This is a genomic window from Aliiroseovarius crassostreae (assembly GCF_049803815.1).
In the GTDB taxonomy this organism is placed as follows: Bacteria; Pseudomonadota; Alphaproteobacteria; order Rhodobacterales; family Rhodobacteraceae; genus Aliiroseovarius; species Aliiroseovarius crassostreae_A.
This window is the reverse complement of record NZ_JBNAGI010000002.1, coordinates 673,389-685,500: the sequence shown is the minus strand read 5'-3', so window position 1 is coordinate 685,500 and position 12,112 is coordinate 673,389. Positions and strand designations below refer to the sequence as shown.

The window sequence follows — 12,112 nt, the reverse complement described above, 5'->3', positions numbered from 1 at the left end:
GTCTTCACGTTCTGGTGCTTGCCGTCCGGGAAGCCTCGTCTTTGATGAAACATCATGTTAGGGGCTGCGCGACAGAAATGAGGCGCAAGCAGGCCTAGGCAAGGATCTTTCGGTATGAACACTCTGATTTGGGCGGTTGGCGCCCTTTTGGCATTGGTGCTTGTGCTGGCAAGCACGCTTGCGGTCTATGCGCGGGTGAAGCCCCTGCCCACGGATCGTTTGCACGATCACCCCGGCCCGCAAGAGCGTGGCACGCACATGATGGAAGGTGGGGTGAAATACGTGCTCCCGCTTGGACAATTGCCGGAAAATGGCGTGGAGCGATTGCTGGAGATCGCGCGCAGCACCCCCCGGACCACCGAAATTCCGACGTCGTCGGGATACACGTTCGTCACGCGGTCAAAGCTCTTCGGCTTTCCTGATATCATCCGCATCTGGCAGGCGGATGGCCACCTGCATATCCATTCCCATCTGGTGATTGGGCGATCAGATCTTGGGGTCAACGGCGCCCGGATCGAAGGCTGGATCAAACAACTGTTCGACGAGACCGGAGGTCACGCAGGCGCGGCCCGTGTCGCGCCAGATCGGGACATTCAGGCTCATGTCGCATAGGGCCATGAAGGCGCGCCCGTTGACGAACAGACAGATCTCTTGCCCCAGATCCACCCGGCTGCCCTGCGTATCCGTGCAATAGCAGTCAATCACCTTGCCACCCGGCGATATCACATCCGCCGGGGCCACCGGAGCGGTCACAAGCGCCGCAACCAATGCCAGAATTGCTGAAGTCTTGTGCATGGAAAAAGACTAACACGGATCCACCTCTTGACCAAATCCGCGCAATAGGACAGACCGAAGCGCATGGTTCCTATGGAAAAACTTATCGCGATCACCGAGCGGTTCGAGTATCTCGAAGCACGGATGTCCCAAGGCCTGTCGGGTGATGAAATCGCCGCGGTGGGCAGGGAATATGCCGAGCTGAAACCGGTGGTGGACGAAATCGCAGCCTATCAACAGCTTCTGGCCGATATCGAAGAGGCTGAGCTGATGATGGATGACCCGGATATGCGGGCATTGGCGGAAGAGGAGCTTCCGACGCTGAAGGCCCGTCTGCCCGAGGCGGAACAGGGTATGCGGCTGGCGCTTTTGCCCAAGGATGCCGCCGACAGCCGCCCCGCGATGATCGAAATCCGCCCCGGCACCGGTGGGGACGAGGCCGCGCTGTTTGCTGGGGATCTGTTACGGATGTATCAGCGATACGCCGAGGCGAAGGGCTGGAAATTCGAGATTATGGAGCAGACCCTGTCGGAACTGGGGGGCGTCAAAGAGGTGACCGCCCATGTGAAGGGGGACGGGGTGTTTGCGCGGCTGAAATATGAAAGCGGCGTGCATCGGGTGCAACGCGTGCCGGAAACCGAAAGCGGTGGGCGCATTCACACCTCGGCGGCCACTGTGGCCGTGCTGCCCGAAGCGGAAGACGTGGACATCCAGATTGACGCCAACGACCTGCGGATCGACACGATGCGATCCTCGGGCGCGGGGGGGCAGCACGTGAACACCACCGATTCCGCCGTGCGGATCACGCACATCCCTTCGGGCATCGTGGTGACCAGTTCCGAGAAATCCCAACACCGCAACCGCGAGATCGCGATGCAGGTGCTGAAAACGCGATTGTATGATCTGGAACGGCAGCGGATCGACAGTGAACGCTCTGCCGATCGGAAATCGCAGGTCGGGTCGGGGGACCGGTCGGAACGCATCCGCACCTATAATTTCCCGCAAGGGCGCATGACGGATCACCGGATCAACCTGACGCTTTACAAGCTGGATCAGATCGTGAACGGCGATCTGGACGAGGTGATTGATGCGTTGATTGCCGAGGCACAGGCCGCGCAGCTGGCCGAGATGGACACATGATCCCGCCAATTGTTACGGCGCAGATCCTGTTGGGTCAGGCCACGCGGCGTTTGAGCGAGGCGGGGATTGAAGGCGCCGGAAAGGATGCGCGCGCCTTGCTGGCCCATGTGCTGGGGGTGGACCGTGGGCGGCTGACGCTGATCCTGCCTGACCCGGTGACGCCTGACCAGAACAGGGCGTTTGACCGGGCCATCGAGGCCCGGATCACCCGCCAGCCCGTCGCGCAAATCATCGGCAAGCGCCTGTTTTACGGGCGGGACTTCATTGTGACCGGCGACGTGCTGGATCCGCGCCCGGAAACGGAAGACCTAGTGGCCGCGGCGCTTTCGGCCCCGTTTGAAACCGTGTTGGATCTGGGCACGGGATCGGGCTGCATCCTGTTGACGCTGCTTGCCGAACGCACCCGCGCGACGGGGCAGGGGGTGGACCTTTCCCAAGGCGCATTGGGGATTGCGAATCAGAACGCTCAGGCCCTGAATGTGGCAGACCGCGCCACGTTTCATGAGGGCAGTTGGTTTGAACCGATTGCGGGACGGTTTGATCTGATCGTGTCCAACCCGCCCTATATTACGGCGGATGAAATGCCGGGGCTGTCGCCAGACGTGTTGGACTGGGAGCCGCACATGGCGCTCACACCCGGGGGGGATGGGCTTGCTGCGTACCGAGAGATTGCGGCCAGATCCCCTGCACATCTGACCCCGGGCGGGCGTGTGATGGTGGAAATCGGACCCACACAAGGGCAGACCGTTTCCGAGATATTTGCACAAGCCGGGCTGCAGCAGATCGAAATCCGCCGCGATTTTGATGGGCGGGACCGGGTGGTCTGTGCAAGTCTGCCTTGACCGGAGCGGTCGGCTTGCGAAAAATTTGGCACGCTGAAAGCTGCCAAGGCAGATGAAAAGCGGCAAAAAATCGCGAAATTCCATGCCAAACGGGCAGTTTAGGCTTGTTTACCCTGCTCGCGATGGTTACGAAAGAGAGGTCGGTAGCGCAGTCCGTTGGGACGCCGCCGCACCTAAGCCCCAAAATCGGATCCGAGTGGCGCGCCAGCGTATCGACCGAACAAACATCAGGGCACACATCAGGCCAGATTGGCCGATAGCATATGCCAAGGCTGGAAATAAAAGCTTATGAGATCTTCTAAGTCCCGTTCGCGCAATAAGTCGAACCGCAACCGGAACAATCCGGGCAATATTATTAACCGTGTCTTTGACAGCTCGGGGCCTGAGGGCAAAGTGCGTGGAACGCCGCAACAGATCATCGACAAATACAGCCAGCTGGCGCGCGATGCTTTCCTGTCCAATGACCGGGTGGCGGGGGAAAATTTTCAGCAGCATGCCGAGCATTACACGCGCCTGTTGGCCGAGGCACAGCGCGAAGTGGAAAACCGTCGCCAGCAGGCGGATCAGCAAAACCGGGATCGCCAGCAGCGTGAAAAGGAAGTGCGCGAGCGCAAGGCCGAAGCCACCGAGGCGGATGTGCCTGCGGATGTGGCGATGGAAGGGGCTGAGCAGCCCGATCTGATCGATAGTTCGGCGGATAGCGGACTGGTGGAAACGCCGGAAAGCAAGCCGAAGAAAGCGCCAGCCAAACCGCGCCGCCCGCGCAAACCGGCCAAACCGAAAGCGGATGCCAAACAGGATGGGGCAGAAGACCAGCCCCCCCCCGAGGCACCGGATGCGCCCGAAGCGGCCGAGTGATCAACCGGCTGTTCCTGTTTGCCATCGTGAATTGATTGAAAACGCCCACCGCATGGTTGGGCGTTTTTTGTATGCGCTTCATTCCGTGCCCGGATGAACGGCAAGCCATTGCCATTGCATAATGCAAAAGAAAACCCGGCGCGGGGGCCGGGTTGTCGGGTGTGCATTTATGGGAAGGGCTCAGTCGGTGCCGCGATAGGGCTGAACATATTGCAGCGCCATATCCCAAGGGAAGAAAATCCAGGTGTCCTGGCTGACTTCGGTGATAAACGTGTCCACCTGCGGGCGGCCTTTCGGCTTGGCATAAACCGTGGCAAAATGCGCATTCGGATACAGTTCGCGCACCAGTTCCAGGGTTTTTCCGCTGTCCACCAGATCGTCGATGATCAGGACACCGGTCCCATCGCCCATCAGGTCCTGGTTGGGCGATTTGAGCACCTCGGCCTCGCGTCGTTGGTCGGCCTTGCCGCCCCCGGAATGATACGATTTCACGCTGATCGTATCCACGGTGCGAATATCCAGCTCGCGGCTGACAATCATCGCAGGGGCCATGCCACCACGGGTGATGGCGACAACAGCGCGCCAGGCCCCATCATCCGGGCCTTGCCCGTCAAGACGCCAGGCCAGGGCCCGGCTGTCGCGGTGGATCTGATCCCAGCTGATGTGAAAGCCTTTTTCGTGGGGCAGACGATGATCGCTCATGTTCCCGACCTCGCTTACTTGCGACCGGTGGAGACGTCGATATCCGGCGCATCCACGGCTTTCATACCAACAACGTGATAGCCGGCATCCACATGGTGGGTTTCGCCGGTGACACCGCTGCCAAGATCCGACAGCAGGTAAAGCGCGGAATTGCCCACGTCCTGAATGGTCACATTGCGGCGCAGGGGCGAGTTCAGTTCATTCCATTTCAGGATGTAACGGAAATCGCCGATGCCGGATGCAGCCAGGGTTTTGATCGGACCGGCGGAGATGGAGTTCACGCGGATATTGTCCTTGCCCAGGTCTTCGGCCATGTAGCGCACCGATGCTTCCAGCGCTGCCTTGGCCACGCCCATCACATTATAATGCGGCATCACCTGTTCGGCGCCATAATAAGTCAGCGTCAGCATCGATCCCCCGTCGGGCATCATCGCAGCGGCGCGCTTGGCCACGGCGGTAAAGCTGTAGACCGAGATGTCCATGGTCAGGCGGAAGTTTTCCGGGCTGGTGTCGATATAGCGGCCGCGCAGCTCGGTTTTGTCTGAAAAACCAATGGCATGCACGATGAAATCAAGCTTGCCCCATTTCGCTTCAAGGGTTGAAAACAATGCGTCAATCGACGCCTGGTCAGACACGTCACAGGGTTCAACAATGTCGGACCCCAACTGTTCTGCCAAGGGTGCCACGCGTTTCTTCAGCGCATCCCCCTGATAGGAAAAGGCGAGTTCTGCCCCTTGGTCGGCACAGGCTTTGGCAATCCCCCATGCAATGGATTTGTCATTTGCAAGCCCCATAATCAGGCCGCGTTTGCCATTCATCAAACCGGTCGACATTCTCTGTTCCCCGTCCCACAATTCTGGTTTAAGCCCGTTTAGGCGATTGCCCATATTACTGCAAGCCTGAGCTGAAATGCCAGATGCAATAGGCAAGCAAATGCACTTTATATCCGGTGGATCCGGGAGATGAGACAGGGAAGGTACAGCATATGTCCGAACGCAGCGGGATTTTTGCCGGTGAAAACCCTTTTGACCTGGCGCGGACCTGGTTGGCCGAAGCAGAAGCCGCAGAACCCAACGATCCCAATGCCATTGCCCTCTCGACGGTGGATGCCGATGGCATGCCCAACACGCGCATGGTTTTGCTTAAAGAGATCGAAGAAGACGGGTTCGTCTTTTACACCAATTACGGATCCGTCAAAGCGCAGGAAATCGACGCCACCGGCAAGGCGTCTTTCGTGATGCACTGGAAATCCCTTCGCCGGCAGATCCGGGTGCGCGGCACGGTGACCCGCGAAGAGGGGCCGCAGGCCGATGCCTATTACAATTCCCGCTCTTTAAAAAGCCGCCTCGGCGCCTGGGCCTCTCATCAAAGCCAACCCCTGGCCTCGCGTGCGGCCCTGATGGCCGAAGTGGCAAAAGTGACCGCCAGTCACGGTCCCATGCCCAAACGCCCGCCGTTTTGGGGGGGGTACAGAATAACCCCTACGGAAATCGAGTTCTGGGCCGATGGACCCTTCCGGTTGCACGACCGGTTTCGCTGGATTCGCAAAGCGGGTAAAAATGGCTGGGAAGTCACGCGACTCAATCCATAAGATTAATGGAATTTAACCCTTGTTTGCGTGGGTTTACCGTTCAAAACCTGTCTAAAAGGACAGGTAGTTTTGGCTTGCGGGGGCATTCCAGATGTTTCACAACTATAAACGGGGATGTGAACTTTTAGGGTGACCAGATGACGCAAGAGTCTGAGGCGCAGGGTACTGTTGTGCTGCGCGGACATGTAAAATGGTTTGATCCTGCCAAAGGATTTGGTTTCGTGATTTCCGAGGAAGGCGGCGCGGACATTCTGCTGCATGCCAATGTGCTTCGAAATTTTGGCCAGAGCTCGGTTGCCGATGGGGCGGGGATCGAGATCGAGGTGCAAGACACACAGCGCGGCCGGCAGGCGGTCGAAGTGCGGTCTATCACACCACCAGATACTCCGCTGGCCGCGGGTCTGACCGAGGAACAGGTCAGTGATGTCGACCTTGAAAACGCCGGTCCAATTGTGCCCGCGCGCGTGAAGTGGTTTGACAAGGGCAAAGGGTTTGGCTTTGCCAACATCTTTGGGTCTGATGAAGACGTCTTCATTCATGTCGAAGTGCTGCGCCGCTCGGGCCTTGCCGACCTGCAGCCTGGCGAGGCGATATGTCTGCGCACTGTCCAGGGCAAGCGGGGCAAGCTGGCGCTTGTTGTTTCGGCCTGGGATGCGGCCGTGCACGGAACCGATTGATCTTTTCCTCAGTCCGTTATGGAATTGGGCCGTTATGGAATCGGGCCGGTATGGAATCGGGAAAACAGCCTTTGGATCGAACAGATGCGCCGTGCACGGGTATTGATTTTTCTAGGACTGTTGATTGCTCTGGCCGTGTCTGGCCCGGGCAATCTGTTTGCTCAGTGCCAGGAAGATCGTGTTGATCTGCGTGGTCCCTGGGGGCAGGCGGGGTTCACCGTTGAGGTTGCTGTGACCAACCGGGAGCGGGCCAAGGGGTTGATGCACCGGACAAATCTGCCGTTGGGGCATGGGATGTTGTTTGTCTATCCGTTTGCCCACCAGCCCGCGTTCTGGATGAAGAACACCCTGATCCCGCTTGATATCATCTTTCTGTCAACGGATGGACGCGTGACCCATATTCATGAAAATGCCCAGCCCGGGGACCTGACGCCAAGGAGCGGCGGCAAGACTGTTCGCTATGTTCTGGAGATCAACGGAGGGCTGGCGCGACAGATCGGAATTACCCCAGGGTCCGAACTTCGCTCGCCTTTTGTGAAGCAGCGCGTAGCCGCCTGGCCCTGTGATACGGCCGTCGACCAATAACCCTCAAAGAAATCTCATCAGCGGTGAAATTTGGGCTTTCCTCGTCGGAAAGAGCAGGGTATCAGTCGGCCTCAGTCGGGGCGTAGCGCAGCCTGGTAGCGCGACGGTTTTGGGTACCGTAGGTCGCAAGTTCGAATCTTGCCGTCCCGACCACTTTCCAAAAGATGACGCGCCGAGCTCTGGCCTCGTGGCAGATCAATAGATCAGCCTTCGCGCGCCGACCTACCCACAAGATATAGATTCTATGCGCAGCGCATTGGGGGCCGGTGGGGCCAGATACTCGTGCATTTTGCAAGCAAGCCGCGCCCGACGTGTTGTTCCGGCACCAATCTCTCTTTCATACACAGGTTTTTCCACAGGGGCGCGCGGCGCAAGTTGCTGCAGAGCGGCATTCATCTTGTATATGAACCCCTTGGGCTAAGGGTGCCGAGACACTAGGAAAATAAGGCTACACGCAAGGGTTGTGCTGTGCGGGAATCAAATGGTTAACCACCCCCCGCAAAATCAGCCTTTTGGGTCAATGGAAAAGAGTTGTGGATAGGTCTTAAAATTTCGTTGACCAATTGTGGGTGCATACGCCACTTTGTGGGGGCCGATCACATGGCCACAAGATATAGTGGCAGTTGAGGCGCAGGACAAAACCGCACTTTGCATAGCCTGACAAGGGCAATCCCGGGCAACATTTGGTTGCGGCAACCGGGCAAGGCGCCTCTGTGCCACATGAAAATCGTGACGACGCAGGATTGGGACAGGCCGGGCAGGCGCTCGGCACATTTAGACGAGGACAACAGGGCACAATGAAGATTGAGCGCAAATTCACGACCGCCGGGACCGGAGCTTATGCAGATCTGGATTTCACCACCACCTCGTCTGAAATTCGCAATCCTGACGGCACCGTGGTGTTCAAACTCGACGAATGTGAAGTGCCCGGCAGCTGGAGCCAGGTTGCCTCGGATGTGATTGCGCAGAAATACTTCCGCAAGGCTGGAGTCCCAGCTGTCCTTAAAAGGGTCAAAGAAAAGGGCGTGCCCGAGTTTCTGTGGCGCTCGGTGCCTGATGAGGCGGCGCTGGCGGACCTGCCGGAAGACGAACAGTTCGGCGGCGAAACTTCGGCCAAACAGGTGTTTGACCGCCTGGCCGGTGCCTGGGCCTATTGGGGCTGGAAGGGCGGCTATTTCACGAGTGAGGAAGACGCCAGCGCCTATTACGACGAAATGCGCCACATGCTGGCCAGCCAACGCGCCGCCCCCAACAGCCCACAATGGTTCAACACCGGGCTGCATTGGGCCTATGGTATCGACGGACCCAGCCAGGGCCACCACTATGTCGATCACAAAACCGGTGAACTGACCCGCTCGGCCAGCGCCTATGAACACCCGCAACCGCACGCCTGTTTCATCCAGTCGGTCGGTGACGATCTGGTCGGGGATGGCGGCATTATGGATCTTTGGGTGCGCGAGGCGCGTCTGTTTAAATATGGTTCCGGCACCGGCACCAACTTTTCCTCGCTGCGGGCCGAAAACGAAAGCCTGTCGGGCGGCGGCAAATCCTCGGGGCTAATGGGGTTCCTGAAAATCGGCGACCGCGCGGCGGGTGCGATCAAATCCGGCGGCACCACGCGGCGCGCGGCCAAGATGGTGATCGTCGACGCCGACCACCCGGATATTGAGGAATACATCAACTGGAAGGTCAAGGAAGAGCAGAAGGTGGCCTCGCTGGTCGCGGGCTCGAAGATGCACGAGGCGCATCTGAACGACATTTTCGCCGCGATCCGCGCCTGGGACGGGGCCGAGGAAGACGCCTATGATCCGAAGGTCAACGAAAGCCTGAAAGGCGCGGTGCGGGCTGCGAAAAAGGTCGCGATCCCGGAAGCTTACGTGAAGCGCGTACTCGATTACGCCAAACAGGGTTTTGCTGCGATCGAGTTTCCGACCTATGACACTGATTGGGACAGCGAGGCCTACGCCACCGTGTCCGGTCAAAACTCCAACAACTCGGTCCGGGTGACGGATGCCTTCCTGAAGGCGGTGGAAAATGATGCGGATTGGGAGCTGATCCGCCGCACCGACGGGTCGGTCGCCAAGACCATTTCCGCCCGTGATCTGTGGGACCAGATCGGCCACGCCGCGTGGGCCTGTGCCGATCCCGGCATCCAGTATCACGACACGGTCAATGCCTGGCACACCTGCCCGGAAGATGGCGCCATTCGCGGGTCGAACCCGTGTTCCGAATATATGTTCCTTGATGACACGGCCTGTAACCTCGCGTCGATGAACCTGCTGACCTTCCTGAAAGATGGCGTGTTCCAGGCCGAAGACTACATGCACGCGACCCGCCTGTGGACCGTGACGCTGGAAATCTCGGTGATGATGGCGCAGTTCCCGTCGAAGGAAATTGCCCAACTGTCGTATGACTTCCGCACGCTGGGTCTGGGCTATGCCAATATCGGCGGTCTGTTGATGAACATGGGCTTTAGCTACGATTCGGATGAGGGGCGGGCGCTCTGTGGTGCGTTGACCGCGATCATGACCGGCGTGGCCTATGCAACGTCGGCCGAGATGGCGGGTGAGCTGGGGGCCTTTGCGGGCTTTAAACGCAACCGTGAACATATGCTGAAAGTGATCCGCAACCACCGTACCGCGGCCTATGGCGCATCAGAGGGTTATGAGAAACTGGACGTGAAACCGGTGGCCTTGGACCACGCCAATTGCCCGGATCCCAAGCTGGTGGATCTGGCAATGGGCGCCTGGGACGAGGCGTTGCTGCTGGGTGAGAAAAACGGCTATCGCAACGCGCAGGTTTCGGTGATTGCGCCCACCGGCACCATCGGTCTGGTGATGGATTGCGACACCACCGGGATCGAACCCGATTTTGCGCTGGTGAAGTTCAAGAAACTGGCGGGCGGCGGCTATTTCAAGATCATCAACCGCTCGGTCCCGGCCGCGCTAGAAAAACTGGGCTATAGCTCGGCGCAGATCGAAGAGATTGTCAGCTATGCGGTGGGCCACGGCACCATTGGCAACTGCCCAGGCATCAATCACACCACGCTGATTGGTCACGGCTTTGGCCAGAACGAGATCCAGAAGATCGAAGAGGCGCTGCCCTCGGCCTTCGACATCCGCTTTGTGTTCAACCAATGGACCCTGGGCGAGGAGTTCTGCACCAATGTGCTGGGCATTCCGGCGGAAAAGCTGAATGATCCCGAATTCAGCCTGCTGTCGCATCTGGGCTTCACGCGTCAGGATATTGACGCGGCCAATGATCATGTCTGCGGAACGATGACCCTGGAGGGCGCGCCGTTCCTGAAAGAAGAGCATTGCGGCATCTTTGATTGCGCCAACCCTTGTGGCAAAAAAGGCAAGCGTTTCCTGAGTGTTGACAGCCATATCCACATGATGGCCGCGGCGCAGTCGTTCATTTCGGGCGCGATCTCCAAAACGATCAACATGCCGAATGACGCCACGATCGAGGATTGTCAGAAGGCTTATGAACTGAGTTGGTCCTTGGGCATCAAGGCCAATGCGCTTTATCGCGACGGCTCGAAACTCAGCCAACCGCTGGCGGCCTCGTTGGTGGAAGATGACGAAGACGCGGAAGAGCTGCTCGCCAGTGGCACCCCGCAGGAAAAAGCAGCGGTTCTGGCCGAAAAGATCATCGAGAAAGTGGTGATCAAAGAGGTGGCACGCGGCCGTGAAAAACTGCCGGAGCGCCGCAAGGGCTATACCCAGAAGGCGATTGTCGGCGGGCACAAAGTCTATCTGCGCACCGGCGAATATGAAGACGGCAATCTGGGCGAGATTTTCATCGACATGCACAAGGAAGGCGCGGGGTTCCGCGCGATGATGAACAATTTCGCCATCGCCGTATCGGTGGGCCTGCAATATGGCGTGCCGCTGGAAGAGTTTGTCGACGCCTTCACTTTTACCAAGTTCGAACCGGCGGGGATGGTGCAGGGCAATGACTCGATCAAGAACGCGACGTCGATCCTGGATTACATATTCCGTGAACTGGCCGTGTCATACCTGGATCGCACCGATCTGGCCCATGTGAAACCGTCGGGCGCCAGTTTTGACGATCTGGGGCGTGGGCAGGAGGAAGGTGTCTCGAATGTGCAGGAACCTTCTGAAACTGCTGCCACCAAGTCGTTGGAAGTGCTGAAACAAATCAGCTCAACCGGGTATCTGCGCAAACGCCTGCCGCAAGAGCTGGTGGTGCTGCAGGGCGGGCAGGGGGACACCGCGCTGACCGGCACCGATCCGGTGGCAGCGCTTGAAACCCTGGTGCCAGAAACCGCAACCGCCACGGTGACCGTGACGGAAACGGCCAGCGCCACGGGCACAGTGACCACGATGGACGAACGCACCAAGGCCAAGATGCAGGGCTATGAGGGCGACCCGTGCGGCGAATGCGGAAACTACACGCTGGTGCGCAATGGCACCTGCATGAAATGCAACACCTGCGGGGGCACTTCGGGTTGTAGCTGATCAGGTTTGCGGGTCTTGCTTTCTGTCCCAAGGGGCGAGGGTCGCAATTGGATAGGGTGGGCGGTTGTCCCCCCATCCTCACACGGGGCGGGTGCGCTCGCCCTGGACGCGGATAAGGCCGCAGGCAATAAATCGACGGGCAGTGAACGACGAGCCTTATAAGCGAAACTGGGCGCCTTCGGGCGCCCATTCTTTTTGGGTTTGGAGGGTCGCGAGAGAGAGACGAATTGCCCGATTGCGCCGGAGCCTGTTGCAAGATTGCCCTAACGTTACCGTGCTTGAGATATGTCAATGCAACACGACCATTTCCCGTATAAGATGAAACTGCGAGCAGGAAAATGACGCTGATTGGCGTCAAGTTGTAAGGCGATGACGCCAAGTTCTCGTGTCGTCATGCCATTTCGGCACTGGCAGGCCGATACACCTGTGAATAGAATTCTTCTCGCAAGAATGGAGCAG

General features: G+C 58.6%; 10 protein-coding genes and 1 tRNA gene. 9 read left to right on the top strand and 2 right to left on the bottom strand.

Annotated features, from left to right (window positions below; genetic code table 11):
* Nucleotides 1–114: 114 nt before the first annotated feature.
* The 4 genes from ACP15V_RS09060 (at nt 115) to ACP15V_RS09045 (ending at nt 3,614) form a co-directional block, all read left to right on the top strand.
* Nucleotides 115–612 carry a DUF1499 domain-containing protein gene (locus tag ACP15V_RS09060; RefSeq protein WP_424943344.1) on the top strand — a complete coding sequence of 166 codons (498 nt, stop codon included), beginning with the start codon at nt 115–117 and terminating at the stop codon, nt 610–612.
* A 246-nt stretch (nt 613–858) separates the two neighbouring features.
* The gene (gene prfA / locus ACP15V_RS09055; protein ID WP_424943343.1) at nt 859–1,914 is read left to right on the top strand and encodes a peptide chain release factor 1; all 1,056 of its coding nucleotides are present in this window, start codon (nt 859–861) and stop codon (nt 1,912–1,914) included.
* Nucleotides 1,911–2,756, top strand: a complete 846-nt coding sequence (gene prmC, locus ACP15V_RS09050; RefSeq protein ID WP_424943342.1) for a peptide chain release factor N(5)-glutamine methyltransferase — start codon at nt 1,911–1,913, stop codon at nt 2,754–2,756. The genes prfA and prmC overlap by 4 nt, the downstream gene beginning before the upstream one ends.
* Nucleotides 2,757–3,044: 288 nt before the next feature.
* Complete coding sequence (locus ACP15V_RS09045; protein ID WP_424943341.1) at nt 3,045–3,614, top strand: DUF4167 domain-containing protein; 570 nt, start codon at nt 3,045–3,047, stop codon at nt 3,612–3,614.
* A gap of 180 nt (nt 3,615–3,794) precedes the next feature.
* Here the strand turns inward: ACP15V_RS09045 and gpt are convergent, their stop codons facing one another.
* Nucleotides 3,795–4,316, bottom strand: a complete 522-nt coding sequence (gpt, locus tag ACP15V_RS09040; protein WP_424943340.1) for a xanthine phosphoribosyltransferase — start codon at nt 4,314–4,316, stop codon at nt 3,795–3,797.
* 14 nt (nt 4,317–4,330) lie between these two features.
* Nucleotides 4,331–5,149, bottom strand: a complete 819-nt coding sequence (fabI, locus tag ACP15V_RS09035; RefSeq protein ID WP_424943339.1) for an enoyl-ACP reductase FabI — start codon at nt 5,147–5,149, stop codon at nt 4,331–4,333.
* Nucleotides 5,150–5,301: 152 nt separating this feature from the next.
* Between fabI and pdxH the strand changes: the two genes are divergently transcribed.
* The 5 genes from pdxH (at nt 5,302) to ACP15V_RS09010 (ending at nt 11,653) form a co-directional block, all read left to right on the top strand.
* Nucleotides 5,302–5,907, top strand: coding sequence for a pyridoxamine 5'-phosphate oxidase (gene pdxH / locus ACP15V_RS09030; RefSeq protein ID WP_424943338.1), 606 nt, complete (start codon nt 5,302–5,304; stop codon nt 5,905–5,907).
* A 137-nt stretch (nt 5,908–6,044) separates the two neighbouring features.
* Nucleotides 6,045–6,584, top strand: a complete 540-nt coding sequence (locus tag ACP15V_RS09025) for a cold-shock protein (RefSeq protein WP_424943337.1) — start codon at nt 6,045–6,047, stop codon at nt 6,582–6,584.
* Between the two features lie 18 nt (nt 6,585–6,602).
* On the top strand, nt 6,603–7,169 hold the full coding sequence (locus ACP15V_RS09020) for a DUF192 domain-containing protein (protein WP_424943336.1): 567 nt from the start codon (nt 6,603–6,605) through the stop codon (nt 7,167–7,169).
* A gap of 76 nt (nt 7,170–7,245) precedes the next feature.
* Nucleotides 7,246–7,322: transfer RNA gene (locus tag ACP15V_RS09015), tRNA-Pro, on the top strand.
* Between the two features lie 644 nt (nt 7,323–7,966).
* A complete protein-coding gene (locus tag ACP15V_RS09010) occupies nt 7,967–11,653 on the top strand; it encodes a vitamin B12-dependent ribonucleotide reductase (RefSeq protein ID WP_424943335.1) in 3,687 nt (1,228 codons plus the stop codon).
* Nucleotides 11,654–12,112: the final 459 nt, after the last annotated feature.

Coding starts and splice junctions, on each gene's coding strand:
- ACP15V_RS09060 (WP_424943344.1), top strand. CDS start 115: ATGAACACTCTGATTTGGGCGGTTGGCGCCCTTTTGGCATTGGTGCTT.
- prfA (WP_424943343.1), top strand. CDS start 859: ATGGTTCCTATGGAAAAACTTATCGCGATCACCGAGCGGTTCGAGTAT.
- prmC (WP_424943342.1), top strand. CDS start 1,911: ATGATCCCGCCAATTGTTACGGCGCAGATCCTGTTGGGTCAGGCCACG.
- ACP15V_RS09045 (WP_424943341.1), top strand. CDS start 3,045: ATGAGATCTTCTAAGTCCCGTTCGCGCAATAAGTCGAACCGCAACCGG.
- gpt (WP_424943340.1), bottom strand. CDS start 4,316: ATGAGCGATCATCGTCTGCCCCACGAAAAAGGCTTTCACATCAGCTGG.
- fabI (WP_424943339.1), bottom strand. CDS start 5,149: ATGTCGACCGGTTTGATGAATGGCAAACGCGGCCTGATTATGGGGCTT.
- pdxH (WP_424943338.1), top strand. CDS start 5,302: ATGTCCGAACGCAGCGGGATTTTTGCCGGTGAAAACCCTTTTGACCTG.
- ACP15V_RS09025 (WP_424943337.1), top strand. CDS start 6,045: ATGACGCAAGAGTCTGAGGCGCAGGGTACTGTTGTGCTGCGCGGACAT.
- ACP15V_RS09020 (WP_424943336.1), top strand. CDS start 6,603: ATGGAATTGGGCCGTTATGGAATCGGGCCGGTATGGAATCGGGAAAAC.
- ACP15V_RS09010 (WP_424943335.1), top strand. CDS start 7,967: ATGAAGATTGAGCGCAAATTCACGACCGCCGGGACCGGAGCTTATGCA.